The 24,013-nt window shown below is 65.9% G+C and carries 25 protein-coding genes; 17 read left to right on the forward strand and 8 right to left on the reverse strand.

What is annotated here, in order from left to right:
* The first annotated feature begins 6 nt into the window (after positions 1–6).
* Together C9F12_RS07110 and C9F12_RS07115 are read left to right on the forward strand one after the other, a co-directional pair.
* Positions 7–138, forward strand: coding sequence for an entericidin A/B family lipoprotein (locus tag C9F12_RS07110; protein ID WP_045991399.1), 132 nt, complete (start codon positions 7–9; stop codon positions 136–138).
* A 356-nt stretch (positions 139–494) separates the two neighbouring features.
* Positions 495–809, forward strand: coding sequence for an I78 family peptidase inhibitor (locus C9F12_RS07115; RefSeq protein ID WP_045991400.1), 315 nt, complete (start codon positions 495–497; stop codon positions 807–809).
* Positions 810–929: 120 nt separating this feature from the next.
* Here the strand turns inward: C9F12_RS07115 and C9F12_RS07120 are convergent, their stop codons facing one another.
* The 3 genes from C9F12_RS07120 to C9F12_RS07130 form a co-directional block, all read right to left on the reverse strand.
* Entirely contained in the window at positions 930–1,433 is a 504-nt protein-coding gene (locus C9F12_RS07120) for an acyl-CoA thioesterase (protein ID WP_045991401.1), read from the reverse strand.
* 168 nt (positions 1,434–1,601) lie between these two features.
* On the reverse strand, positions 1,602–2,909 hold the full coding sequence (locus tag C9F12_RS07125; protein WP_045991402.1) for a TIGR00366 family protein: 1,308 nt from the start codon (positions 2,907–2,909) through the stop codon (positions 1,602–1,604).
* Between the two features lie 151 nt (positions 2,910–3,060).
* On the reverse strand, positions 3,061–4,404 hold the full coding sequence (locus tag C9F12_RS07130) for an MATE family efflux transporter (RefSeq protein ID WP_231498423.1): 1,344 nt from the start codon (positions 4,402–4,404) through the stop codon (positions 3,061–3,063).
* A 439-nt stretch (positions 4,405–4,843) separates the two neighbouring features.
* Between C9F12_RS07130 and C9F12_RS07135 the strand changes: the two genes are divergently transcribed.
* The 10 genes from C9F12_RS07135 (at position 4,844) to C9F12_RS07180 (ending at position 14,213) form a co-directional block, all read left to right on the forward strand.
* Positions 4,844–5,089, forward strand: a complete 246-nt coding sequence (locus C9F12_RS07135; RefSeq protein ID WP_108448442.1) for a Flp family type IVb pilin — start codon at positions 4,844–4,846, stop codon at positions 5,087–5,089.
* A gap of 114 nt (positions 5,090–5,203) precedes the next feature.
* Positions 5,204–6,097, forward strand: coding sequence for a Flp pilus assembly protein CpaB (gene cpaB, locus C9F12_RS07140; protein ID WP_162816406.1), 894 nt, complete (start codon positions 5,204–5,206; stop codon positions 6,095–6,097).
* Between the two features lie 97 nt (positions 6,098–6,194).
* Complete coding sequence (locus tag C9F12_RS07145; protein ID WP_108448444.1) at positions 6,195–7,622, forward strand: type II and III secretion system protein family protein; 1,428 nt, start codon at positions 6,195–6,197, stop codon at positions 7,620–7,622.
* Between the two features lie 43 nt (positions 7,623–7,665).
* Positions 7,666–8,946, forward strand: coding sequence for a CpaF family protein (locus tag C9F12_RS07150; RefSeq protein WP_108448445.1), 1,281 nt, complete (start codon positions 7,666–7,668; stop codon positions 8,944–8,946).
* Positions 8,943–9,821: a type II secretion system F family protein gene (locus C9F12_RS07155; protein WP_108448446.1), complete on the forward strand. Its 879-nt coding sequence runs from the start codon at positions 8,943–8,945 to the stop codon at positions 9,819–9,821. Before C9F12_RS07150 ends, C9F12_RS07155 begins: the two co-directional genes overlap by 4 nt.
* Positions 9,822–9,865: 44 nt before the next feature.
* Complete coding sequence (locus tag C9F12_RS07160) at positions 9,866–10,744, forward strand: type II secretion system F family protein (RefSeq protein ID WP_108448447.1); 879 nt, start codon at positions 9,866–9,868, stop codon at positions 10,742–10,744.
* Positions 10,745–10,766: 22 nt separating this feature from the next.
* Complete coding sequence (locus C9F12_RS07165) at positions 10,767–11,576, forward strand: hypothetical protein (RefSeq protein WP_162816407.1); 810 nt, start codon at positions 10,767–10,769, stop codon at positions 11,574–11,576.
* Positions 11,573–11,992 carry a DUF3613 domain-containing protein gene (locus C9F12_RS07170; protein ID WP_108448539.1) on the forward strand — a complete coding sequence of 140 codons (420 nt, stop codon included), beginning with the start codon at positions 11,573–11,575 and terminating at the stop codon, positions 11,990–11,992. The genes C9F12_RS07165 and C9F12_RS07170 overlap by 4 nt, the downstream gene beginning before the upstream one ends.
* A gap of 154 nt (positions 11,993–12,146) precedes the next feature.
* On the forward strand, positions 12,147–13,772 hold the full coding sequence (locus C9F12_RS07175) for a pilus assembly protein TadG-related protein (protein ID WP_162816408.1): 1,626 nt from the start codon (positions 12,147–12,149) through the stop codon (positions 13,770–13,772).
* Between the two features lie 3 nt (positions 13,773–13,775).
* Positions 13,776–14,213, forward strand: a complete 438-nt coding sequence (locus C9F12_RS07180; protein WP_108131156.1) for a TadE family protein — start codon at positions 13,776–13,778, stop codon at positions 14,211–14,213.
* Between the two features lie 137 nt (positions 14,214–14,350).
* Here the strand turns inward: C9F12_RS07180 and C9F12_RS07185 are convergent, their stop codons facing one another.
* The 3 genes from C9F12_RS07185 to C9F12_RS07195 form a co-directional block, all read right to left on the reverse strand.
* Positions 14,351–14,599, reverse strand: a complete 249-nt coding sequence (locus tag C9F12_RS07185; protein ID WP_045991409.1) for a YfhL family 4Fe-4S dicluster ferredoxin — start codon at positions 14,597–14,599, stop codon at positions 14,351–14,353.
* A gap of 187 nt (positions 14,600–14,786) precedes the next feature.
* Complete coding sequence (coaD, locus tag C9F12_RS07190; RefSeq protein WP_045991410.1) at positions 14,787–15,266, reverse strand: pantetheine-phosphate adenylyltransferase; 480 nt, start codon at positions 15,264–15,266, stop codon at positions 14,787–14,789.
* On the reverse strand, positions 15,266–17,197 hold the full coding sequence (locus tag C9F12_RS07195; protein ID WP_045991411.1) for a beta-ketoacyl synthase: 1,932 nt from the start codon (positions 17,195–17,197) through the stop codon (positions 15,266–15,268). Before C9F12_RS07195 ends, coaD begins: the two co-directional genes overlap by 1 nt.
* Positions 17,198–17,740: 543 nt before the next feature.
* Between C9F12_RS07195 and C9F12_RS07200 the strand changes: the two genes are divergently transcribed.
* The gene (locus C9F12_RS07200) at positions 17,741–18,430 is read left to right on the forward strand and encodes a class I SAM-dependent methyltransferase (RefSeq protein ID WP_045991412.1); all 690 of its coding nucleotides are present in this window, start codon (positions 17,741–17,743) and stop codon (positions 18,428–18,430) included.
* A 58-nt stretch (positions 18,431–18,488) separates the two neighbouring features.
* Here C9F12_RS07200 and C9F12_RS07205 read toward each other — a convergent pair whose 3' ends face one another.
* Positions 18,489–19,394 carry a LysR family transcriptional regulator gene (locus C9F12_RS07205; RefSeq protein ID WP_108448450.1) on the reverse strand — a complete coding sequence of 302 codons (906 nt, stop codon included), beginning with the start codon at positions 19,392–19,394 and terminating at the stop codon, positions 18,489–18,491.
* Positions 19,395–19,507: 113 nt separating this feature from the next.
* Here C9F12_RS07205 and C9F12_RS07210 point away from each other — a divergent pair, with 113 nt between their 5' ends.
* Positions 19,508–19,924, forward strand: a complete 417-nt coding sequence (locus tag C9F12_RS07210) for a PACE efflux transporter (RefSeq protein WP_108448451.1) — start codon at positions 19,508–19,510, stop codon at positions 19,922–19,924.
* A complete protein-coding gene (locus C9F12_RS07215) occupies positions 19,921–20,250 on the forward strand; it encodes an SMR family transporter (RefSeq protein ID WP_108448452.1) in 330 nt (109 codons plus the stop codon). The genes C9F12_RS07210 and C9F12_RS07215 overlap by 4 nt, the downstream gene beginning before the upstream one ends.
* Here C9F12_RS07215 and C9F12_RS07220 read toward each other — a convergent pair.
* Positions 20,244–21,668, reverse strand: coding sequence for a mechanosensitive ion channel family protein (locus tag C9F12_RS07220; protein WP_162816409.1), 1,425 nt, complete (start codon positions 21,666–21,668; stop codon positions 20,244–20,246). The two genes, C9F12_RS07215 and C9F12_RS07220, sit on opposite strands and share 7 nt — an antisense overlap.
* A 316-nt stretch (positions 21,669–21,984) precedes the next feature.
* Between C9F12_RS07220 and dacB the strand changes: the two genes are divergently transcribed.
* Complete coding sequence (dacB, locus tag C9F12_RS07225; RefSeq protein WP_108448454.1) at positions 21,985–23,463, forward strand: D-alanyl-D-alanine carboxypeptidase/D-alanyl-D-alanine-endopeptidase; 1,479 nt, start codon at positions 21,985–21,987, stop codon at positions 23,461–23,463.
* A gap of 37 nt (positions 23,464–23,500) precedes the next feature.
* Positions 23,501–23,875 (forward strand): diacylglycerol kinase, encoded by a 375-nt coding sequence (locus C9F12_RS07230; protein WP_045991417.1) that lies wholly within the window; start codon positions 23,501–23,503, stop codon positions 23,873–23,875.
* Positions 23,876–24,013: the final 138 nt, after the last annotated feature.

A 24,013-nucleotide genomic window follows, 5' to 3' on the forward strand; every position in this document is an offset into this window, starting at 1 on the left:
GGAACCATGAAAAGGATGCTGTCGTTGATTCTGGTATCAGTATTCACCCTGGCGCTGTTGAACGGCTGCAACACCGTTCGTGGGGTGGGCGAGGATATCGAGAAGGGTGGAGAGGCGATCCAGAAAAGCTCCAGCTAGCCAGAAAGGCTCGGTCTAGCCGGAAACCTTCCCGCTAGACCGAGCCAGGAAACACAGGGGCTGCGAGAAGAACCACGGCGGTGAGTCGCCTCGTCGTCGCTGTTCTCCCCATGGGTGCTCTTTATCGCCGTGCCTCTGCTGACTCGCGCTATCCGTTTCTCCGTCGGAACTTTCCCGCCATTGCTGTCTCCAACAGGTTCCATGTTCGTCGTCCCGACCGCCAGGTCTGTCAGTTGGCAACGAGTTGACCACGGCCTGTCCGTCAGGCGCAGCGCCGTGATAGGTTTTGAGGCGCGCTGCAGCGATACGAGGCTGGCGGGCGCTTGCACAAGGATTTCTGGCACTGGAGGCCATCGATGAAACCACTTCTTCCCCTGCTGCTGGTCGCGGCTCTGGCCGGCTGCTCGTCGTCGTCCGGCGGATCCGGCGAACCGGCACCGCTGCCGCCGGAGCGCGCTCCCATGGCCGAGGCCTGCGACGCCGAGGCGGTGCAGGGCCTGGTCGGCCAGAGCTACGACGCCAGCTTCGATGAACGGCTCAAGGCCGAGAGCGGGGCCAAGACGGTGCGGGTGCTGCGTCCCGGCGGGGTTGCCACCATGGACCTGCGGCTGGATCGCCTCAACGTGCGCCTGGATGATGCCGATGTCATCCGTGAGCTGGCCTGCGGCTGAGCGTCACGCTGCCCGCCCGGCAATCGACAAGGCCGCCCTTCGGGGCGGCCTTGTTGTGTGGACTGGTTGTGTGGACTAGTTGTGTGAAGACCTATCGAGCTGTCGGGCGATGACACACCTTCAGCGCTCGCCCAGTTCCTGGTTCGTTCGCATCTCTTCCTCTTCGGCCTGCTTGCGCAACTTCTTGCGCAACGCGGCTTTTTCGTAGCGCAGCTTGCGGATCGGCGTGTCCAGGGTCAGCGGAGGCACCGAGGCCGGGCGGCCGTCGGGGTCCACCGCCACCATGGTCAGGTAGCAGCTGTTGGTGTGGCGAATGACCTTCTGGCGGATGTCCTCCGCCACCACCTTGATGCCGATCTCCATGGAAGAGCGGCCCACATGGTTGACGCTGGCCAGAAAGGTCACCAGCTCGCCCACGTGGATCGGTTGCTTGAAGCGCACCTGGTCCACCGACAGGGTCACCACATAATGGCCCGAATAGCGGCTGGCGCAGGCGTAGGCGACCTCGTCGAGCTTCTTGAGGATGGCGCCACCGTGTACCTTGCCACTGAAATTGGCCATGTCGGGGGTCATCAGTACGGTCATGCTCAATTCGTGCTGACCCGGTAGGCTCTGCTCTGCCATCGAAGTTTCCTCGGAATACGGTGCGCGGGGGGCTGTAGGCGTCTGTCTGGCGCTCCACCACAGCATAACGCCTTGCCCCCCGGCAAGGGGACAAGGCGCTCGTTGAAAGTCAGTTGTCGCCTCGGCTGTACAGGTCGCCTGGCGCCCGGCTGACGCTCCGGGAGGCCTCTACAGCCAGGTCAGGCAGACCGAGATGATGATGCCGGTGACGAACAGCTGGATCAGGCAGAAGCCCATGATGTCCTTGGCCTTTAGCCCGGCGATGCCGAGTACCGGCAGCGCCCAGAAGGGCTGCAGCAGGTTGGTCCAGGCGTCACCCCAGGCCACGGCCATGGCCGCGCGGGGAATATCCACGCCAAGCGCCTGGGCGGCAGGAATGACCACCGGGGCCTGAACCGCCCACTGGCCGCCGCCGGAGGGCACGAACATGTTGACGATGCCGGCGCTGAGGAAGGTCCAGAACGGCAGGCTGGTCTCGGTGGCAAAGGAGATCATCGCCTCGGACATGGTCTCGGCCAGTCCCGACTGGATCATGATGGCCATGATGCCGGCGTAGAAGGGGAACTGGATGACGATGCCGGCGCCACCCTTGATGCCCTCGTGCAGGCTGTTGAGCAGGCTCTGGGGGGTGCGGTGGAGGATGATGGCCAGGAACAGGAACATGAAGTTGACCACGTTCAGGTTCAGACCGCCGCCGCCGACGAAGTAGCTGATCAGATAGATCAGCCCCGGTACGCCTACCAGCAGCGCCAGGGTCATGCTGTTCTCGAGGCGCTCGGCCGGGCGGGTGATGCGTACCCGACGGTCCTCGTCATCTCCCAGCAGCGCCGGATCGACGTAGACGCTTTCCTTTTCGCCGGGCAGCATCAGCCGGTTGACCAGCGGCACCGCGATGAACAGGGCCAGCACGATCAACAGGTTGAAGTAGGAGAAGATCGTCTCGCTGGTGCCGATCACGCCGATCTGCTCCACCGAGAAGTGGCCATCGGTGGCGATGGTCAGTGGCACCGAGCCAGCAAGACCACCGTGCCAGACCACGAAGCCGGAGTAGGCGCTGGCCACCAGCAGGCGGTAGTCCACCCGAATGACCCGGGCCAGCTCCTTGGCGAACAGGGCGCCGACCACCAGACCGAAGCCCCAGTTGATCCAGCTGGCCGCCAGCGACACCAGGGTCACCAGCAGGATGGCGGCGCCGGCGTTGTTGGCAAGGCCTGCCAGGCTCTGCAGCAGTCGCTTGACCGGCGGTGAGCTTGCCAGCATGAAGCCGGTGACCAGCACCAGCAGCATCTGCATCGAGAAGCTCAGCAGGTTCCAGAAGCCATCACCCCAGTAGGTGAGCACGGCCATGGGCGACTGGCGTTCGATGGCGATGGCTGCTGCGGCGGCGATGATCGTCAGCAACAGGACGAAGATGTAGGGATCTGGCAGATAGCGTTCCACCAGTTTCACGGCGGGTCGTGACAATGCTCTCAGCATGGCGTGTATCGCTTCTTCTGGTTGTGAAAGAGGGCCTTCCCGGGCCACTGGGAGTCAACGGTGCCGCAGCAGGCGCCCGTGAGTCAAAACCACCTGTAAGGCAGATAACGTCTCGGCACATTCACCATCGGTGATCTTCGGCCGTCGCTCCTCAGGCGGTGTCACGCCAGCGCGTGCTGCGATAGCGAAGATAGTAGGTCACAAGTACCGCCGAGCGCACTGCGGTAAAGGTCGTAAAGGCCAGCCACAGGCCGTGGTTGCCGAGCCCCTGGGTCAGCCACCACAGCGGTAGATAGACCGCCAGACCGATGAAGATGGAGTTGCGCATTTCGGCAATCGCGGTGGCGCCGATGAAGACCCCATCGAGCAGGTAGCTCCACACCGCGATCAGCGGCATGGCGACCATCCAGGGCAGAAACTGGGCCGCCGTGGCGCGTACCTCCGGCAGGCCGGTAAGCAGCGCGATCAGGGCATTGCCGCCCAGCGCGAAGGCGAGGCTTGCCAGGGCCGCTGTGGCCAGCGAGCACAGCGCCGCCGCGCGCACCGAGAGAGCGAAGTCATCGAAACGACGGCGACCGATGGCGTGACCGGTAAGGGCCTCGGCGGCGTTGGCGAAGCCGTCCAGGCCGTAGGAGGTCAGCATGATGAACTGCAGCAGCACCGCGTTGGCGGCCAGCACGGTGTCCCCCTGGGACGCCCCCTGGGCGGTAAAGAAGGCCTGGGCGAACAGCAGGCCAAGGGTGCGCACGAACAGGTTGGCGTTGACCGAGAACAGCTCCCGGTAGGCGCCAATGGTCAACAGCCGCGCCCGCTCGAAATGTCCGCCCAGTCGGCCCAGGCGTCGACGGCACAGCCACAGCCCCAGGGCGGCGGTGGTGTAGTCGGCGATTACCGTTGCCCAGGCCACGCCGTCGCTGGTCATGTCGAGTCCCACCACGAACAGCACATCGAGCACGATATTGACGCCGTTGTTGGTCAGCAGCAGCAACAGCGTCACCCGACTGTTCTGCTGGCCGAGGAACCAGCCGAGGATGGCGTAATTGGCCAGCACCGCCGGCGCCGACAGCAGACGAATGGCGGCGTAGCTCTCGGCGAGCCCGGTAGCCTCGGGGCTTCCATCCAGTAGCCACAGCCCCAGCGCGATCAGCGGGTCACCCAGCAGGATCAGCGCAAGTCCGATCCCTCCTGCCAACAGCAGCGACTGCCCCAGCAGATGGCGCACCTGATCGTCGCGCTCGCGTCCCAGCGCCTGGGAGGTCAGGCCGGTAGTCCCCATGCGCAGAAAGCCAAACCCCCAGTAGAGGAAGCCGAACAGGGTCGCGCCCAGCGTCACTCCGGCCAGGTAGCGTGAGTCGGGCAGGTGGCCGACCACGGCGGTGTCGACGAGGCCCAGCAGCGGCACCGTGATATTGGACAGGATGATCGGCCAGGCCAGGCCGGCGATGCGCGGCAGGCGTTCGAGGGTGGACGAGAAGGTGCTGGTGGAGGTCGACACGATGAAAGGCCTGTTCGGCTGAAGGCAAGGGCGCTACGGGACGGCGGCGAGGTGGGCAAGTGTCCGGTGATGGGAGAAGGGGGTCAAGGCCATGACCCCAAGGCGACGGCCTCAAGGTAATGCCGTCGCCAGGCATGGCGGTCGCGTTGCGGGAAGTGGTTGCTCAGGGCAGGGCCATGTCTGGAGTTGAAATGTCCGATATATCATTCAAGTGTCATCTCGTGTGATGAAACAATCTGTATCTCCTGTTAATCAATAGATACGTTTGGTTTCATTCTGGAGGATGACAAAAATAGTCAGGATGACTACTAATAAAGAGAGGCCAATATTAATAAAAAAGGATTAATAAAAGACAGGAGGTATAAGAAGAAAACAGGAATCACTCGCGAAAAGCTGACGATATACAAAGAAAAAAACGATTTTACGCAGGAGTATCATCATGAAAATCTTTCAGCCCTTTATCCGGGGCGAGCGCGCCCCTGTGCGCAAGTCTTCCTCCCTGAATCACCCCCGCTACCGTGGGCAGCGCGGAGCCACCGCTATCGAGTATGGCGTTATCGTGGCTCTTATCGCTGCAGCTCTCTTCTTTGTATTCGGAGCCAGTGAAGGTGGTGGCGGTGCTTTGGCAGATATGCTTGATACGCTGATGAAAAACGTCAAAACCGCGCTTGGGATCACTGAGTGAAAGTGGGGAAAAGTCTGTTTCTCAAGTATTTAGAAGCTGTAGTGCGAGCGTGGTGATTGCCTAATGGGAAGTTCCAGTGAAAAAGAAGGCCTTAGTCCACGTGTCTTGAGAGCAATGGCAGCAATCCTGGTGATTGTTGCCCTAGGGCTGGCAATTGTTGGCTGGAACCTAGGTTCCAAAGGGGAACCGTCTAAAGGCGCTAACGTCGCGCCAGAGACCATTTCCCCCGAACCTCTGGGCCATCCGGTTCTGGTAGCGGCCAGAGACCTGGCAGCGGGGGAGCGTCCTGCCGATCTCGAAGACGCGTTGCGCCTGGCCTACTTCCCCAAGCCGCCTGCAAGCACCTTCTCTGCTCTCGATCAGTTGCCCGACACGCGCCTGGCACGTCCTCTGGCGGAAGGCGACGTGCTGCGTGAAAGCGGCTTTGTCGGTGGCAGCGCTCTGGCCGAGGTGGTGCCTCCGGGCTTTCGCGCGGTGGGGGTCGGCATCGATGCGGTGATCGGTGGCGGTGGTTTCGTCGCCCCGGGGGATCGCGTCGACGTGCTCTATTTTGCCGAGGCTCAGGGGGAAGGTGGCGAGCGACACCGCCTGGCACGACGACTGTTTGCCGACGTGTCGGTGCTGGGGGTCGGTGAGCGACTGGTGGGTGTCGACGGTGACGATGAAAAAGGTGGAGAGCGCACCGCGGTGCTGGCGATGCCCGAGACCGAGACCGCCCGGTTGCTGCTGGCCGAGACCACCGGGCGGCTGCGCCTGGCGGTGGTGGGCAGCGAGGAGGCCGCCGGCTTTGGCGAGGGGATCGATGATCTGCGCACGATGGCAGGCGGCGCCAGCTTCCTGCCGGTGTCCCTGGGCCAGGGCCTGAGTGAGCCGGGCCAGACCGTCAGCTTCGAGGAGTTGACCGGTGTCGAGCGACCGGCAGCGAAAAGGGCTCCCGCGCCGCCACAGACCGGCTACCGGGTGGTGCAGCACGTCGGCGCCAGTCGCAGCGTGGTCACCCTGCCGTGACGGCGGTGGAAGAAGCAGGCAGACAACCATAACGAGAGGCCGGTAGTCGCCGAGGGAAAGGCGAGATACCGCGCCCGCGCAGGGAACAGGAAGGACCATGACGCGAGACAATGAGATCGTCCCACGCAGGTCGGGGCGCGGGGGTACGTGCGCCGGAACGCCGGTTAGCCGTCTGGCGAACGCGGCCCCCTCGGCACCGTGCCTGATGTTCGGCCTTGGGCGTAGCCTGGTGCTTGGCCTTGTATTCGTTCTGGCACTTACGCTGGCCGGCGTCACGACAAGCAACGGCCAGGCGCTGGCGCAACAGCCGCCGCTGACCCTGGCGGTCGGCGATCAGGAGTGGCTGGGCCAGCCCGGCCGTATCACCCGCACGGCGGTGGGGCGGGGCGACGTGGTCGAGGCCCAGGTTCTGGACCCGCGTTCGCTGCTGGTCACCGCGGTGGGGCCGGGCAGCACCACCCTCAAGGTGTGGACGGCGGGGGCGAGCCAGCCCCGTGAGACGCTCATTCAGGTACGTCCCGCCGGCGGCGAGGGGCTCGAAGGCGAGTATTCGCTGGCCCCCCATTCTTCCAGCGCCGAGATCCGTGGCGTTACGAGGTCGTTGGAACGCCACGATCAGGCGGTGTCACGCTTCGCTACCCCTCCCATCGATGCCAGCCAGCAGCTCGGCCCTGTTCAGGTGCAGACGGATATCCGTGTCGTCGAGGTCAACCGCAGTCGCATGGCCTCGGCCGGCTTCTTCATCGGTCGCAACCAGGCCGGCTCCACCCGCTTCGCGCTGGGGCGCAGCGACGAGACCCTCGACTTCCTTTCTGGCGGTGCGGTGGCACCCAACGCCGGAGACGGTGGCTTCTCGATCATCCAGGTCAACACCAGCGGGGTGCTGTCGGCGATCAGTGCGCTGAGCGCCAACGGCTTCGCCTACACCCTGGCCGAACCCAGCCTGGTCAGCCTGTCGGGCCAGACCGCCAACTTCCTGGCCGGTGGCGAGTTTCCCTTCCCGGTGCAAAGCGGCGATGACGAGATCAGCGTCGACTTCAAGGAGTTCGGTATTCGCCTGCAGCTGACGCCGACGGTGCTCGATGAGCGTCGGATCATGCTCAAGGTGGCGCCCGAGGTGTCCGAACTCGACTTCTCCCGGGGCGTGCAGACCGCAGGAGTGGCGGTGCCGGCACTCAACGTGCGCAGGACCGACACCACCGTGCAGCTCGGCAACGGCGAGAGCTTCATCATCAGTGGCCTGGTCAGTCGCAACATCATCCAGAGCGTGGACAAGATTCCGGGGCTTGGCGATATCCCGGTGATCGGCAGCTTCTTTCGCTCCACCCGACTGGATCGCGACGAGAAGGAGCTGGTGATGATCGTGACCCCCCATCTGGTGCGGCCACTGGCTGCCGGCGTCGATCTGGGGCCGATGCCTGGGGAGGCTTTCGAGGACTATGACCCCAATTTTCTCGAGCTGATGTTCGATCCCCGTGATGCCCAGGAGATCCAGCGTGTCTCCGAGGTCGGCTTCAGTCCCTGAAGGTTGGCGTTCGACGGCTGGTGTTCGGCGATCAGGAGGATGCATGCACTTTCGTCAAAAGCGAGTCCAGGAAACTGAGCCCCAGTCCGCCCCGGTGGTGGGGCCTGGGCTGGTCAGCGAGTTGCACCAGCTGGTCATCGAGCGCCTCGAGGATGATTCCCGGGGACTGCTGGATGATCCGCTGCAGCTACGCCAGCGGGTACGGGAGCTGATCGAGGAGACCCTCAGACTCAGGGGCTACGCCCGTTCCGACGAGTGTCTCGAGCGGCTGGTCGAAGGTGTCTGCCGCGAGCTCAACGGCTTTGGGCCGCTGGAGCCGCTGCTCGCCGATGACGGTATCTCGGACATCCTGATCAACGGCCATTTCCAGGTGTTTATCGAGCGCGGTGGTCGGCTCGAACCCTGCGCGGTCAACTTCCTCGACGACGACCATGTGCTGAGGGTGGTGCGACGCATGCTGGCCCCCCTGGGTAAACGGCTGGACGAGTCGAGCCCCATGGTCGACGCGCGACTGGCCGACGGCTCCCGGGTCAATGCCATCATCGCGCCGCTGTCGCTCAATGGCCCCAGCGTGTCGATTCGCAAGTTTCGCCGCGAGGCGCTGGGTGCCGATGACCTGGTGGCCATGGGCAGTGTGCCGCCCAACCTCATGACCTTTCTGCGCCGGGCGGTGGAAGAGCGCTGCAATGTGCTGATCAGCGGTGGCACCGGTGCCGGCAAGACCACCCTGCTCAACGTCTTGAGTGGGGCGATACCGGCCAGCCAGCGGGTGGTGACCATCGAGGACAGCGCCGAGCTGCAACTCGCGAGCCAACACGTGGTACGCCTCGAGACCCGGGCGCCAAACATCGAAGGCGAGGGCGAAGTCGGCGCCAGCGCCCTGGTCAAGAACGCCCTGCGCATGCGTCCTGACCGGGTGCTGCTGGGGGAGAGCCGGGGCGACGAGGTGCTCGACATGCTGCAGGCCATGAATACCGGCCACCAGGGCTCCATGAGCACGGTGCACGCCAACTCCGCCGGCGACGCCGTGGTGCGCCTGGAAATGATGGTACGGATGTCACGCTTTCAGGGCACCGACGCCCTGGTACGCCAGATCATCACCACCGCCCTCGATCTGATCGTCCATGTGGAGCGGGGCAGCGACGGCAAGCGTCGGGTGGCCGAGGTACTGCGAGTCGGTGGTCTCCAGCGCGGCGAAGTCCAGCTGGAGCCCTTGTACCGAGCCGGCGGTGGCGCGGTGCCCTCGCTGCAGCCACCGGGCGACGATGACTCACCGATCGGCTGGCGCCGGCTGCTGAGCTCCCTGCAGGAGCCTTCGCCATGACGGTCTGGGGGATGTTTTCGCTGGTAGCCCTATGCCTGGGGGGCGCCGCCTGGCTGCTGCTGAAGAGCGCCAGTGCGCTTACAGAACGCGCCGCAGGTGGCACACGTACCGCCCGGCGGCGGCTGATGTCCCAGGATTCGTTGATGGAGTGGCTGGTGGAGCGACTCACCGCGGCGGGGCTGCCGGCCTCGCCGGCCGTCGTGGCGCTGTCGGGAGGCAGCCTGCTGGTGCTGGCGATGCTGCTGCTGTCGCGGCTGGGGGCGGTGTGGGGCCCCGCCATGGTGCTGGTCATGGTGCTGGCAGCCAACGCCCTGATTCGCTTCAGGGCGGCGAGGCTGCGACGCCGGGCGAGGCGCCAGCTTGGGCCCTTTCTTGGGCAGATCACGCGAGGGCTCAGCGCCGGTCAGGGCCTGGAAACCGCCTTCGAACAGGCCATCAAGCGCTCTCGACCGCCGTTGTCGGATGCCCTTTCCCGGGTAAAGCTGCGTCGCCAGCTGGGCCAGGAGCTGGACGAGGGCCTGGCCCGGGAGGGCCAGATACTCAGGCTCGACGAACTGCGGCTGCTGGCCACCGCGATACGCATCAATCAGCGTCACGGCGGCAGCCTTTCCGAGATGCTCGACGCCTTCGCCTCGGCCCTGCATCAACGCGAGCAAAGCAGCCGAGAACTCGCCGCCATGACCGGCGAGACCCGCGTCAGCGCCTGGGTGCTGGGACTGTCGCCGCTGGCGTTGACGCTGTTTATCCACTTCACCCAGCCGGAATTTCTGGCACCGATGCTCGAAAGCGCCGGCGGACGCCAGGCATTGATGCTGGCGGTGGCGCTTCAGCTTGGCGGCGGCTGGCTGCTGTGGCGAATGCTCAAGTCGGTGTAAACCCGGGCGCGTCGCGACATGACGATAACGAACAGGAGGCGCGGATGTGGAACCTATGGTGGAGCGGGGCGGTGATGGCGTTGGCGCTGGCGGCGTCACTGCTGTTGATCAGCGCCCGCCGGCCGCTGGGCGCCGAGGGCGAGCGACGCCACGACGAATCCCGGCTGCTGCGCGAGGGGCGCGGCCTGTGGCGTAGTCGGTCCCGTCAGCAGGGTATGGCGGCGCGACTGTCGTTGCGCCTGCGCCAGTGCGGGCATGTCGGTGCCAAGGCGCAGCTTGCGGTGTTGCTGGCCTGGGGCGTGCTCGCTGTCGGTGCGGTGATGCTGGGGGGGCTTCTGGCGCTGGCCGGTGGCAGGCCACCGATGGCGGTGGTTGTCATGGGAGCCGCCTGGGGAGGCTTCGCGCTCGGGCTCGGCTGGCTCGCCATGGAGCGCAAGCGGCGACGACGTATTCGGCGACTCGATGAGGATATCGAGCTGGTGCTACAGGTGACGCGGATGCTGTGGGACACCGGCATGACCCTGGAGAGCCTGCTCAACCGGCTGATCCAGCAGCTTGGTGCGACCACCCCGGACATGGTGCTGGAGCTTCGTGTCGTGGCCAATCGTATCGACAGCGGCCAGGACCGGGAACGGGTGCTGGAAGAGGCGGCCGCGGTGCAGGCCAGCGAAGGGGTCGAGCAGTTCTTTCTGCTGTTCGCCCAGATCGCCCGTACCGGCGGGCGAGCCAGGGACAGTCTGGCGACCCTGGTCGATCGCCTCGGGGCGCAGCGACGTACCCGGCTGCAACAGAAGGTCAGCCAGCTCTCCGGCACCATGTCGCTGGTCATGATGCTGTGCCTGTTTCCCGCCCTGCTGATCGTCATGGCAGGGCCTGCGCTGGTCAACCTGGGCGGCCTGATGGGGTCGCTCGGTGGACCATGACAACGGATCGCTGGAGGCGCCCATGCGCACGACAACAACGCTGAAGAAGCGCTCGCCATTACCGAAGATGCGTCCCCTGTGGCTGGTCACCGGTGTGGTGCTGATGACCGGATGCTCGAGTACACCGGATGGCCCGACGTCGATGGCGGCGCTGGGCGCGCTGTCGCCGGACATCTCGCGGGCCGCCCCGGAGCAGAGCGTCGGCCCCTGCGGCCGACGCTACGACGCCGAGATCGGCGTCGAGCTGTCGCTGATCCAGCGCATGCTGGACGACGACAAGCCGCGCTCGGCCGCGGCCCATCTAGAGGCCGGCGACTATGGTCTACCGCTGGCCTGGCGGCTTGAGGGCGAGGCGCTACGCGCCGTCGGCGACACTGTCACCAGCGACCGGGCCTACGAGGCCCTGCTGGGCACCTGCCTGGCTGCGGACGGCTATCGCGGGTTGGCCCGCAATGCCTTCAGCGAGGGACGGCGTGAGCAGGCGCTGGCGCTGATGCGCGAAGCCCGCCAGACACGGCCGATTGATCCACGCATTCGCAACGACCTGGGCTATCTGCTGATGCTGGCGGGGGACAATCGGGCCGCCGCCGAGGAGTTCCGCACCGCGCTCGAGCTGGACCCGGGGCACGAGCAGGCCGCCGCCAATCTGGTGCTGGCGCTGAGCCGCAGCGGACAGCGGCAGCGTGCCGCCGACGCCGCCCTGCACTTCGGCGTGGATGCACGGCTGGTGGGCGTGCGCGATAGCGCTGCAGCCACAGAGCTCTCTGCATCGGGCTCGGCATCGCCGTCGGTATCACGTCCGGGGGCGCAGGCCGAGAGTGAAGAGTCATGAAGCCTCGTCGATCCATCCATCCGTGCAAGGAGCGCCTGTCCATGCTGTCGAACCTGTTGTCGAAAAAGACCTTGCTCGAGCCGCGAACGCTGGTCACCGTCGCCCTTATCTGCCTGCTGGTCAGCCTGGCGCTGGTGTTCTGGCCCGACAGCGCCAGCGCGCAGCAGACAGCAACCGCGCAGACCAGCTCCCAGGCCGTTGCCTCGTCGCAGGTCGTGCGCCTGCCGGCCACCCGGGATCCCTTCGGCGAGCGTACCCGCACGCTACTGGCCGTCCAGCGCGACGGGCGCCTGGCGTCACCCTCGCCCCAGGCGCTTTCGGGCAAGGTGCAAGGTCAGATCTACCAGCGCTATGTGGACAGCTTCGGTCACCCGATTCCTGAGCGCTATATCGAGACGGGCTTTGGCGAGGACTAGACGTGCCATGGCGCCATCGCCGCGGGTTGAGCCCTGGCCGAATCACGTAACCGGAAAGGCCAGAACCGGCTGGCCGGCGGACGATAGTGCTCAGGCGATTGGGCGAGCGAAGGAGCGCAGGTGTGGCCCAGCCTCCCAGCGTGGCGCCATCGGCGTGATGACCGCCTTCTTGCTGGTGGGGCTGGTGGTGGTGGTGACGCTGGCACTGGACGCCGGTCGCCTGTATCTCGAGCAGCGACGACTTCAGCAGGCTGCCGACCTGGCGGCGGTCTCGACGGCAGCAGGCTGCGACGCGCTGTTTCAGGGCGAGGCGTGCCGCTCGGGAGAGCTGCGCCAGGCCGCCATCACCGCCGCCGCGGCCAACGGCGTCGTCGTGGGCGCCGATAGCGAACAGGGCGAGGCCACTCTGGCGGTGACCCAGGGGGCGCTGGACGATGAAGGTGCTTTTGATGACGAGGCGGGACTGGCCAACGCCGTCAGGGTGGTCCTGAACCGCCAGGTGCCCAGCAGCCTGCTGGCCAACCTGGGAGAGCTGCTCGGGAACGAGGTGGAAGATCTGGTCATGCTCCAGGCCAGCGGTGTGGCGCGGCGAACCGCAGTGGTGACCCTGAGCGCCGGCACCCGCCTGCTTGCGCTCGATACCAGCGAGTCGACGCTGCTCGATGCGCTGCTCGGCAAGCTGATCGGGGGGAGTCTCGATCTCACCGTGCTGGGTGCAGATGACGGCGTGGGCCTGGACGTCAGCCTGGGCGAGGTGCTGGACGTGGAAGCGCTGGACGTCGACCTCGATGAGGGCCTGGCTCAGAACTTGGCCCAGACCTTGAACGAACCTCTGGATCTGCACACGCTGGGCAGTCGACTGGCATCGGTGTTGGATCTGGCGGGTGGCAACCCGGTGCTTGGCGACGCGCCGGGCGAGAGCTTCACCCTGGGCGAGCTGCTGGCGATCGATACCAGCGGCGAAGTGTCGATGACATCCTTGCTCGAGGCGCGCGTTCCGGTACGGGATCTGCTCGAAGGGGCGTTGCTGCTGACGACCAGCAAGCAGCAGGATGGCGTCAGCCTCGGCTTGGCCGATCTCTCTCCGCTTGTTGTCGGCCTGGGGCTAGGCCTTGCCGATATCTCGCTTGAACTCGACGTTATCTCGCCGCCGAGCATCGCCGTGGGCCCTCCGGGGCCCGCAGTAGCAAGCCTCGCGAGCGATTGTGCACCTTCCAGTTGCTATCGCAGCGTGGCACGCAATGCCCAGCTCGGGGTGGCGTTGGATGTCGAGCTGAATGTTCTTGGGCTGATCGGTGTGAAGGCGAGCACGCGAGTGACCGGGGCCAGTGGCAAGGCGGCGATCGGTTCACTGGCCCCAGCGGACGATAGCCTCGCGCTGACGCTCGCCGCCAGGCGCGAATTGCTCGAGGTCACCCAGTCGGTGGAGGGTACTGGATTGCTCGGCATCGGCTCGGTGTCGCAGACCGTGCGCTCCGGCGGGACTGGTGATGCCACGCAGCTCATCCGCTGGCCAGCGCAGAAGGGGGCGGAGTTCGATGACCAGGGGGGGGCTCAACTGACCGGCGTGCTCAGCGGCCTGCTATCAGACCTGGGGCTCTCGGCGCTGTTGTCCGGGACCCTCACGGACGTCAATACGATACTGCTCGAGCCGCTGCTCGAGGGGTTGGGCATCGGTATCAACACCCTGGAGGTGCGGGTGCTGGCGGTGGACGCCGGAGGCGTCGAGTCGTTGACTGCCTGCGAGGCAACCCAGGCCGGCTGTCGAGGAGGAACCTAGACCATGCATAGAGGCAAGGGCACGCGAGCGTGCCGCCAGGGCGGAGCAGTGGCCATCGAGTTTGCCATCGTGCTGCCGATCTTCCTGCTGTTGCTGTACGCCCTGGTCAGCTATTCGGTGGCCATGGTGCAGCAGCACCAGTTGACCCAGGTGACCAGCGAGGCGGCCAGGTCTGCCGCGGTGGTGGCGAGCGCCCCCTGGCTCGCCGACGAGGATATGCTGGCCGAGGCCTCCCAGCGAGTGCTGGACAGCATCGAGGCCATGGGCTGGCTCGCCGACGATACCCCTGGCTGCATCGAAGGTGCCAGGGTGGCGATCGAGGACGACACCCTCACGGTGTGTCTTGAGCGCTCGCTTTCGATAAAGACCTTGAGCGTGGCGGGCATCAGCGTCCCCGATCTGCCCGACGCCTTGAGTGGGCGGGCGGTGATCAAGCTCTAGCCGGCGTGCCGCCCCTGGCCTTGAAACGACACGAGCCGCCCTTGGGCGGCTCGTTGAGATTTGCGGGTCGTGGCTTGCGAGAGGTGGTGTGCGGGCCGTGGTGTGCGTCGTCGAGCAGGCTTGGCCCGTTGCCGGACTCAGGCAGCGGTGATGATGTGGTACTTCTCCATCAGCTGATCGTGGCTCTCGACCCGCTCCGGGTCCAGCGGAATGCAGTCCACCGGACACACCTGCTGGCACTGGGGCTCGTCATAGTGGCCCACGCATTCGGTGCACAGGTTGGGGTCGATGACGTAGATCTCCTCGCCGGGAGAAATGGCGCCATTGGGGCATTCCGGTTCGCAGACGTCGCAGTTGATGCACTCGTCGGTGATCATCAGTGACATTGGGGGTCCTCGCGCAGAGTCGTGGCCACAGGGCCAAGGCAGCGTGCCGCCGGAATCTCGCCGTCGCGAGGGGGCCGGGCAGGCTGCACGGGGGCTCGGCATGGCCGATAGCCACCCTGGAGTTCGGGATCAACGGGAAGACCACGGCCTGGTCGCAGCGCGCCGAGGTCAATTCCCAGTGTGATGGTCAAGTATTGTAATGGCTACGCAGGGTTTGTGCGACCTTGGGGTGCACATGCTTCGATATGTCGCCGCCCAGCCGAGAGATTTCTCGCACCAGGGTGGAGGAAATGTAGGAGTTCTCCACCTCCGGGGTCAGGAACACGGTCTCCAGGTCCGGCATCTGGGCGCGGTTCATGTTGGCCAATTGCAGCTCGTACTCGAAGTCGGAGACGGCGCGCAGCCCTCTCAGCAGCACCCGGGCGTTCTGCTCTTTCATGAACTCCGTCATCAGGCCGGAAAAGCCCACCACCTCGACGTTGCCAAGGGAGGCAACCACCTCGCGGGTCAGCGCCAGGCGGGTGTCCAGGTCCAGCGTCGGGCCCTTGCCAGGGCTCGAGGCGATGGCCACCACCACCTTGCCGAACAGCCGCGAGGCGCGCTCGATCAGGTCATAGTGGCCATTGGTGATGGGATCGAAGGTGCCAGGATAGATGGCGGTGGTCATCACCTCTTCTCCTGTCTCTCGTCAGCGAACGGCGTGTCCAGCTCGTCGCCGGCTTCGTCGAGCCGGCCGAAGGGATTGTCCACGCTCAGCGACACCGGCTGCTGGTAGCCGGGGATGTGGATGCTGTCGGCACCGACCTCAAGCTCAGGGCCTTCCAGCACGCCTTCACCGAAACGATAGCGCACGGCGAAGTGTCCCGCATCGGCCTGTTGGTGGTAGACGGCGGCCTGGGCCCGGGTCGCCTCGCGACGCTCGCGCCAGGCGGCCATGGCATCGGCGCCGTGGCGCTTGGCCAGCAGCCGTTCGGTGGCCTCGGGGGAGATCAGCACCCCGGTGGCGTTGTTGCCGCCAAAGCCCTTGGCGTTGATCAGGCTGGCGTCGGCCTTGAACGCCTGGGTGTCCTTGAACAGTCGCAGGCGCTCGGCGTGGACGTCGTCGGCGACCCGGTCGAGGGTACAGATGCCCGGCAGCAGACCGTAGGCGAAGCTGCCCAGGGCGTTGGTGAGCTGGTCGCCGGCGGCGCTGCCCTGGGAGTGGCCAAGGTAGGCCTTGATCGCCACCACCGGCCAGTCGGTGATGCCGTGGGCCTTGGCCACGGCGTCGAACACATGGGACTCGGTGGTGCGGTTCTTCGGCGTCGAGGTACCGTGGGCGTGGATATAGCTGCGTTCTCGCAGGCTGGTCTCGCCGAGCATGTCGCGAATCAGCGAGCAGGCCTTGCCCAGGGTCACGTAGTTGCCGATGCCGGGGGCCGAGATCGAACGCTTCCAGCCGTCGGCGTTGACGAACACCTCCGGTGCGGCGGCCAGGATATCGGCACCCACTTCCAGCGCCAGGCTGTCGTCCATCAGCATCACGAACTGGCTGGACTCCCCCATGGTAAAGCCGCAGTTGCGGGCGAAGGGGCGGCTGGCGCGCTGGTAGTCGGCGTCGGTCAGAAGCTCCAGGGCGTCCAGCGCCTTGAGGCTGTCGTCGTCGGCCAGCGCCCCCATGGTGCGAAAGCCCTCGATGATCTCGGGGGTGATCGGGGCGTCCGAGGTGCCGACCATGACGATGCGGCGGCGGCCGCTTCTGATGTCGTCGATGCCCAGGCGCAGGTTGTAGAGGAAGCTGGCGCAGGCGCCCAGAGCGGCGCCGGTGGCACCGACGCTACCCAGCACATAGGCATTGAGGAAGTCAGCGGGCATCTGGCCGTAGCCCAGCGGCATCTGCTTGGAGGTCGCGCGCTTGCCCGAGACGAAGCTCTTGAGCAGGCCTCCCCAGCCCTCGTCGTCGAGCTGACCGATGGAGTTGCCGGCATAGACGGCGATGGCGTCCGGGTCCAGGCGGTCGCGCAGCGAGTCCCAGTCGAGTCCACTGTCACCGAGGCAGTCGCTGGCGGCGAATACCGCCATGGACAGCCCGCGCGGGTGATGCACGCTACGGTAGAGCTGACTCGGGTCGAAGCCGCTGGGCAACTGGCCTGCGGCACGGACCTGGGCCTGGCGGGTCTCCGGCAGCATCACGTCCATCTGGCCGGCGGGTACCGTGACTTCCAGATGATGGCGATCGACCTCACGCACCTGCCAGGTGGGCGGCAGGTTGTCCGGTAGCTGCCTGCGGCGCAGGCGAAAGGTCAGCGGCGATTCCAGCGCCAGGTTGGCGCGGCGATTGGCGGGCAGCCCCTCGTCATTGAAACGGGGATCCTCGATGCGACGAATCAGGGTGTGGCTGAGCACCTGGTCGCGGGTCTCCTGCGCCAGCTGGGCGGCATCGAGCACCTGCCCCTGGGCGTTGTGCCAGCGCTGGTCGGCGTCGCAGTGCGCCAGGCGCATCATCGCTGCCAGGCCGAGCAGGGTGGAGGTCTGCTCGGCCTCGGGAAGGGCGTCGAGCACGGTGCGACGGAAGGCCTGGTGGCCCGAGGTACGGCCGGCCGGGTTGACGCCGCCCATGCCCACGATCACCGGTAAGTGTGACAAGCCGGAGTCCTCGTATTGAAGCGGGTGAAAGGCTCGCTCTCGGAGCGGAGAAACGACATTGAAGGGCGCTGCGACAGACCCGGACAGCCTGGCTGTCCGTGAACGAGGTAAAGACGGCTCGACTCTCGTGTTGCCTTGCAGCGATAGCGTGACGATCGCCTGCAAGCGTCGGTCGAGAGGAGCCTGAACCTCACCATTCTGGCGGCGAGGAGTCGTGCCTCGCGCGATGCCACGTGCGCCCCAAGCAAAACGCCGTTCGATATTGCCATGGGAGAGGGATTCAGGCCAGCGATGTTAGCACTTGGTCTTGCCTCAGTCATGCGCGTTTCGGTGAAGCCAAGGGGGAGAAAGGCTTGGCGCCGGGGCTCGCGCCTGGTCTCGCTCGACAAGGTGGATGGTGAAGGCGGGACGAGTCCTGCGGTGTAAGCCCCTGCTTACGCGTGAGGCACTTGATACACTGCACGCCAGGGCAAGACTAGGTCTTCGCCTCGCCGTTTCCACTGCCCGAGATCGCCCATGTCCGACGCCCCCCGCATCGTCACCTCGAACCAGACCGGCCCCCACGAGGACCTGCCGCGTCGGGTCAGTCGCGGTCTGTCCCATGTCTGGCGCAAGCCGCTGGCCGAGCACACCCGTGAAGCCTTCGCCGAGGCCGAGACCTGGCGCAGGGCTCAGGGTGAGCGAGGGCTTATTCTCGACGCCTGCTGTGGGGTCGGGCTGTCGACCCGCAAGCTGGCCGAGCGGTTTCCCGAGCACTGCGTGATCGGCGTCGATCGCAGCGCCGATCGACTGTCGCGGGACCACGGCCGGCTGCCGGACAACGCCCTGCTGGTGCGCGCCGACCTGGTCGACTTCTGGCGGCTGGCGCTGGCCGAAGGCTGGCGACCGGAGCGCCACTACCTGCTGTACCCCAACCCCTATCCCAAGTCGGTGCAGCTCAAGCTGCGCTGGCACGGGCATCCGGTATTTCCCGCCATCGTCGGCCTGGGCGGACGTCTCGAGGTGCGCTCCAACTGGCGTCTGTACATCGAGGAGTTCGCCATCGCCGTGTCCCGGGCCACCGGCGTCACCACACCGCTGGGCCCCTTCGATCCCGGCGATGACCCGCTCACCCACTTCGAGCGCAAGTACCACGAGCACCACCAGCCGCTGTGGCACCTGGTCGTCAACCTTGACCATCGCCCGGGGCTGATGCCCGGCATGTAAGCGGCCACTCGCCGACTCCCAGGCCGGCACTCTATCAGGGGGGGGCACGGCAAATGGCTCACCGGGACGAACTGTGCTCCAGCGCGCGGAAGCTTTCGCCCAGGGTCCGGGCGAGCCAGCTGGCGATGGGGCCACGGGCGGCGTCGCGGCGGGCCACCGTTTCCACCTCGATGGTGGGGGGCTCGCCGAGTCCCGGTCCGGTCAGCTCGACCAGCTGGCGACGGAAAGGCGGATAGTGCGCGATGTGCTCCGGCACCAGCGACCAGCCAAGCCCGCGGGCGGTCAACTCGGCCATGGAGTAGAAGCTGTTGAGTCGCCAGTGCTGGGGGCTCAACGGTTGTTCGGCCTGACGGTCTGGCTGGCGCGAGGCGATCATCAGCTGGCGATGATGGGCCAGTTCGCTACGGGTTACCGAGTGGACGCTGGCCAGGGGGTGGTCGCTACCCGCCACCCAGCGCTGGCGCAGGTGGGCGATACGCTGACCCTCCAGCGGGCCGGCGGCGTGGGCCTGGCTCAACAGGATGCCGAGATGGGCGGTGCCCTGTTCGACCCAGTCGGCGACGTCGCCCTGGGCGCCGTAGAGCAGGGTCAGCGACAGCGCCGGGTAGTGTTGCGCCAGTGCCTCCAGAGTGGCATCCACCGGCGGCATCTCGACCAGCGCCTCGTGGATCGCCACCACCAGCTGGGCCTCTTCGCCCTGGGACAGGGTCGCGGCTCGCGCGTTCAGGCGCTCGCACTGGGCCAGTACCGCCCTGGCTTCCGGCAGCAGCGCCTGACCCGCCGGGGTCAGGGTTGGCGAGCGCGAACTGCGGTCGAACAACTCACAGGCCAGATCGAGCTCGAGATGGGCGATGGCGGTGCTCACTGCCGACTGGGCGCGGCCAAGGTGGCGCGCCGCGGCGGAGAAGGAGCCGCGCTCGGCGCAGGCAATGAACAGGCGCAGCTGATCCAGGGTCCAGTGCATGGGGCGGGTCTCACCTATCGTAAAACCTGATAGTAGCTACCTGGCAACCATCGTCCAAGTCACTAGAATAGCGATCCATCGATAGTCATCATGCCGTCGGCGGGGGTAGTCAAATGCGGTCGCTCAAGGAACGCCTGGTCCATATGGTGTCGTTTGAACTCGGCGGGCTGGTGATCGTCACCCCGTTGGCCAGCGTGCTGACAGGCCACGGTCTGGGTGAGATGGGCGCGCTGGCGGCGGGGCTGGCCACCGCCGCCATGCTCTGGAACCTGGTCTGGAACTGGCTGTTCGATCGCTGGCTGCCGACCCGTCGGCGCACCCTGTCCCAGCGTTTCGCCCAGGCCATGGGCTTCGAGACCGGGCTTCTGATTATGACCCTGCCGGCGGTGGCCTGGTGGATGGAGGTCGGCCTGGTCGAGGCATTCTGGCTCGACGCCGGCTTCATGCTGTTCTTTCTGGTCTATGCCATGGTCTTCAATTCCCTGTTCGACCGCCTCGTCGAACGTCGACTCCACGGAGCAAACGGATGAGCTACTTGTACCTGGCGCTCGCCATCGTGGCCGAGGTCATCGCCACCTCGGCGCTCAAGGCCTCCAATGAGTTCACCCGGCTGTGGCCAAGCGTGGTGGTGGTGGTCGGCTACCTGGCGGCCTTCTATCTGTTGTCACTGGTGCTGCGCAGCGTGCCGGTAGGCATCGCCTACGCCTTCTGGGCGGGGCTTGGCATCGTGCTGGTGACCCTGGTGGGTATCGTGGTCTACGGCGAGAAGCCAGACCTTCCCGCGGTGATCGGATTGACCATGATCGTGGGGGGTGTCGCTGTCATTCAGCTGTTTTCCTCGGTGTCCTCTCACTGATGGGGTGGTTCGTCGTGTGACCGGGTTGAGTCGTTGCCGCCCAGCAGGTCGGTGCGGCCTTCCGGCGGCGTCGTAGTGCCGATGGACTGCTCGATGGCCCGGCGTTCGGTCTCGAGGCCGCCTTCGGCACTGGTGACGTCGGCATTGTCGCTGGCCGGGACAACGTTGCTCGGTGCTGGCGTGGCCGGTGTCGCGACTCCCTGAGGCGGCTCGACGGCGGAGACTTCCGATGGGGAAACGATGGGTACCCCCTGGGGAAAGATGATTTCCCGGGCCTCGTCCGGCATCGAGATACCGGCTTCGGTCAAGGTGTTCTTGATCTGGCGCAGTACTGCCGAGCGCAGCTTGACGCCGGCGATGGTCTGGCCGTCAAACCAGAAGTAGGCCTTGAGATTGACCGTGGATGCGCCAAGGGCATCGACCAGTACCATGGGTTCGGGGTGCGCGATGATCGCTTCGTGCGCGGTCAGAACCTGATGGATCAGTGTCTGGGCATGGGTGACAGAGTCATCGTAGCCGATGCCGATATCGACGCTGGTCCTGAGGCCTGGTGAGGTGGAGTAGTTGATGACGATCGTCTTGAAGATCGTGGCATTGGGAATCTGAATATGATTGCCCTCGGCAGACAGCAGCACCGTCGAGCGGGCGTTCATGCTTTGCACGATTCCGCTGTGCTCTGCGACGGTGATCCAGTCGCCGCGACGAAAGGGCTGGCGTATCGACATGATCAGCGTGGCCAGGAAGTTCTCGGCGATGTCGCGAAAGGCAAAGGATACGACAATGCCGATCATGCCGGCGCCGCCGACCACGGAGAACGCCAGGCCGGTCAACCCGGCGACCTGCAGGATGAGATAGATGCCGAGCAGCAACACAGGAAGGGCGATGGCACGGGCCAGCACCTGGCGTAGAAAGGGCGAGGCGACACGCTTGCGCAACAGACGCCTGGCCAGCGCCGAGACCAGGCGTGCAAGCAGCCAGGCCAGCGGCAGCACCAGCAACGCCAGCAAGGCCAGCGGTACATAGGTCAACGCCTCGCGGCCAAAGCGCCCAAGTTCGTCGATGACCGGCGTCAGCGACAGCGTGAATTCGGGCTGCACCTCGATGCGATTAACGACGGCGACAACGCCCTCGGTCTTGGCGGCCAGGGAACCGGCCCAGTCGCGGTGGTTCCCCGAGGCCGTCGCACCGTCCAGGTAGACGATGCCTTCCTTGACCTCGACGTCGAGACTACGATACCAGCCGGCCGAGGCCAGAATGCCGGTCAATCGACGTTCGATATCGGCATCCTCGGTGCGCTCGGAGACCGCGATCGTCTGGGTGCCCTCGACGCTCGGCGCCTCCTGGGCACGTGCGCTGCTGTCGAGTACGACGTTGCCAAGCATGGTGCCAAGGATCAGTACGTACAGGATCCCGCGCATGGCCTTTCTCCACGAATGCAAGTCGCTTCTCAGCATGCTGGTATTTTCCTGGCTTAGCCACTGCAGCCTGTGCTTGGCTGGCGCTATTTCTGCTCGTCGATACGCGCGGTTGTGCGTCGGGTAACGTCGGTCGAATTAGGCGGGTGGTTCTCCGAGGATTGCGAGAATCGTCACCGATCCGCCGCTGCCCCGGTTGCGTAGAGAGCGTGCGTGGTCATGTCATCAAGCTATAGTCGAATCCTTGGACGCCAGGCGGTAGACTCGGCCCTCGTTGCGCCGCATGGGCGCAACGCCCGTTCATCGCAGGGAAGTCTTCATGTCGCCTCGCTCGCCATTCGCCTGGCCCGTTCTCCTCGTTTCCGTCCTGGTGGCGTTGTGCCTCACGCTGTTGTCCGCCGCCTCGGCGCAGGCCGCCGGCTTCGGCAATCTGGCCGAATTATCCAAGCAGGGCTTTCTGATCAGTGCCGAGGCACGTCTGCTCGGCACCGGTGACGCGCCTGGCGAGACCCTCGGCAGCCTGACCCCGGAGCGCCAGCTTACCCCGGCCTCGGTGACCAAGGTCTACACCGCGGCAGCGGCGCTGGATGCCTGGGGCCCGCAGCATCGTTTCACCACCGAGCTTGTCAGCACCGCGCGCCCGGGAAGCGACGGTACCCTGGCCGGCGATCTGGTGATGGTGGGGGGAGGCGATCCCAGCCTGACCAGCGAGGACCTGTGGCGCCTGGCCCAGCGTCTGCACCAGGCCGGGGTGCGCCGGGTGACCGGACGGCTGGTGGTCAGTCAATGGCGCTTCGGCCCGGTGACCTGCCGGACCATCGATCGCTGCACCGCCCGCGAGCGCTCCGACAACGCCTACAGCGCGCTGCTGACCTCGGCCGGGGTCAACTACGGTAGCTGGTGCGTGCAGGTGGCGCCTGGCGCCGTCGGCGGCCCGGCGCGTATCACCGGCTGCAACAGCCAGGCGCCGCTGTTCGCGGTCAACAACAGGGTCACCACCCAGGGCGCCAACGCCGGCACCAGCCTGCAGGCGACCCGGGTCAATGGCGCCGAAGGCGAGACCCTGACGGTCAGCGGCCAGATTTCGTCCAACGCCCTGCCGCGCGAGGTCTACCGTGCCAGCGCCGACCCGGCGGCCCAGACGGCGGCGACCCTCAACGCCATGCTGGCGCGCTCCGGCATCCTCGTCGAAGGCGGTGTGGCCACCAGCAGCGAGGCGCCCCCCGGCGGCGCCCGTCGCCTGGCAGCGGTGGACGGCAAGCCGCTGCAGGAGATCCTGCTGCGCATGCTCAACTACTCCAACAACTACATGGCCGATGTGCTGGCGCTGGATCTGGTGGAGGGGCCGCGGGTCGAACTCGATCAGGCCGGTGCGGCGCTGGAGGCCTTCGTCGCCCGGGTGCCCGGCCACGGCGAGGTGACCCTGGAAAGCGGCAGCGGCCTGACCACCGGCAACAAGATCTCGGCCCGGGGCGGCAACGCTCTGCTCGAGTACATGTTCGGGCGGGCGGACCTGTTCCCGGTGTTCAACGCCGGCCTGCAGGCCCCGACCAACGGCCCCATGCGCTTTATCCGGCGCGGCTCGCCGACCTTCCAGAGCCACGTGACGCTCAAGACCGGCACCCTCAATCAGCCGGTGGCGGTGCGTGCGGTGACAGGCTACTTCCGTACCGCCAGCCACCGCTTTGGCGTTTTCACCGTGCTGGTCAACGGCACCGCCAACACCCCTTACATCAGCTGGGCCAGGGTCCTTGACCTGATATCCCTGGATCTCGACCGCATGATTGCCAACCACTGAGGGGCCGGGAGTGCCCCTTTCGCCACGAGGAACCCTCATGAAGCCCGGACACACCGGCTGGCGCCACCTGATTCACTCGACGCGTTACTCGCTCAAGGGCCTGCGGGCTGCCTTTCGTCACGAATCCGCCTTTCGTCAGGAGCTCGCGCTGTGCCTGGTGCTGGTACCGCTGGCCTGGTGGATCGGTGACACCCCGGTGGAGTGGATCCTGCTGGTCGGTAGCTGCTTCATGGTGCTGATCGTGGAACTGCTCAACAGTGCCATCGAGAGCGTGGTCGATCGCATCGGCCCCGAGCGCCATGTGCTGTCCGGTCGGGCCAAGGACATCGGCTCGGCGGCGGTGATGCTGTCGCTGGCGATGGCGGGGCTGACCTGGGGACTGCTGGCCGTGGAGAAGTTCCTGATGGCATAAGCGGCCGTGCTCACACGCCCGGGCTTGCCTGATGGCCTAAGGGACCGTGCTCACAGGCCCGGGCTTGAGTATGCTCAGGGGAGGAGCACAGGCCCAGGCCCGCCGTGATCTGCGCACGGGGGCGACGAGTGAACAAGG

It is taken from the genome of Halomonas sp. BN3-1 (assembly GCF_003056325.1).
Lineage (GTDB): Bacteria > Pseudomonadota > Gammaproteobacteria > Pseudomonadales > Halomonadaceae > Halomonas > Halomonas litopenaei.

Excerpts from the sequence above, each read along its gene's own strand:
- C9F12_RS07110 (WP_045991399.1), top strand. The coding sequence starts at position 7 with ATGAAAAGGATGCTGTCGTTGATTCTGGTATCAGTATTCACCCTGGCG.
- C9F12_RS07115 (WP_045991400.1), top strand. The coding sequence starts at position 495 with ATGAAACCACTTCTTCCCCTGCTGCTGGTCGCGGCTCTGGCCGGCTGC.
- C9F12_RS07120 (WP_045991401.1), bottom strand. The coding sequence starts at position 1,433 with ATGGCAGAGCAGAGCCTACCGGGTCAGCACGAATTGAGCATGACCGTA.
- C9F12_RS07125 (WP_045991402.1), bottom strand. The coding sequence starts at position 2,909 with ATGCTGAGAGCATTGTCACGACCCGCCGTGAAACTGGTGGAACGCTAT.
- C9F12_RS07135 (WP_108448442.1), top strand. The coding sequence starts at position 4,844 with ATGAAAATCTTTCAGCCCTTTATCCGGGGCGAGCGCGCCCCTGTGCGC.
- cpaB (WP_162816406.1), top strand. The coding sequence starts at position 5,204 with ATGGCAGCAATCCTGGTGATTGTTGCCCTAGGGCTGGCAATTGTTGGC.
- C9F12_RS07145 (WP_108448444.1), top strand. The coding sequence starts at position 6,195 with ATGACGCGAGACAATGAGATCGTCCCACGCAGGTCGGGGCGCGGGGGT.
- C9F12_RS07150 (WP_108448445.1), top strand. The coding sequence starts at position 7,666 with ATGCACTTTCGTCAAAAGCGAGTCCAGGAAACTGAGCCCCAGTCCGCC.
- C9F12_RS07155 (WP_108448446.1), top strand. The coding sequence starts at position 8,943 with ATGACGGTCTGGGGGATGTTTTCGCTGGTAGCCCTATGCCTGGGGGGC.
- C9F12_RS07160 (WP_108448447.1), top strand. The coding sequence starts at position 9,866 with ATGTGGAACCTATGGTGGAGCGGGGCGGTGATGGCGTTGGCGCTGGCG.
- C9F12_RS07165 (WP_162816407.1), top strand. The coding sequence starts at position 10,767 with ATGCGCACGACAACAACGCTGAAGAAGCGCTCGCCATTACCGAAGATG.
- C9F12_RS07170 (WP_108448539.1), top strand. The coding sequence starts at position 11,573 with ATGAAGCCTCGTCGATCCATCCATCCGTGCAAGGAGCGCCTGTCCATG.
- C9F12_RS07180 (WP_108131156.1), top strand. The coding sequence starts at position 13,776 with ATGCATAGAGGCAAGGGCACGCGAGCGTGCCGCCAGGGCGGAGCAGTG.
- C9F12_RS07185 (WP_045991409.1), bottom strand. The coding sequence starts at position 14,599 with ATGTCACTGATGATCACCGACGAGTGCATCAACTGCGACGTCTGCGAA.
- coaD (WP_045991410.1), bottom strand. The coding sequence starts at position 15,266 with ATGACCACCGCCATCTATCCTGGCACCTTCGATCCCATCACCAATGGC.
- C9F12_RS07195 (WP_045991411.1), bottom strand. The coding sequence starts at position 17,197 with ATGGGCGGCGTCAACCCGGCCGGCCGTACCTCGGGCCACCAGGCCTTC.
- C9F12_RS07200 (WP_045991412.1), top strand. The coding sequence starts at position 17,741 with ATGTCCGACGCCCCCCGCATCGTCACCTCGAACCAGACCGGCCCCCAC.
- C9F12_RS07205 (WP_108448450.1), bottom strand. The coding sequence starts at position 19,394 with ATGCACTGGACCCTGGATCAGCTGCGCCTGTTCATTGCCTGCGCCGAG.
- C9F12_RS07210 (WP_108448451.1), top strand. The coding sequence starts at position 19,508 with ATGCGGTCGCTCAAGGAACGCCTGGTCCATATGGTGTCGTTTGAACTC.
- C9F12_RS07215 (WP_108448452.1), top strand. The coding sequence starts at position 19,921 with ATGAGCTACTTGTACCTGGCGCTCGCCATCGTGGCCGAGGTCATCGCC.
- C9F12_RS07220 (WP_162816409.1), bottom strand. The coding sequence starts at position 21,668 with ATGCGCGGGATCCTGTACGTACTGATCCTTGGCACCATGCTTGGCAAC.
- dacB (WP_108448454.1), top strand. The coding sequence starts at position 21,985 with ATGTCGCCTCGCTCGCCATTCGCCTGGCCCGTTCTCCTCGTTTCCGTC.
- C9F12_RS07230 (WP_045991417.1), top strand. The coding sequence starts at position 23,501 with ATGAAGCCCGGACACACCGGCTGGCGCCACCTGATTCACTCGACGCGT.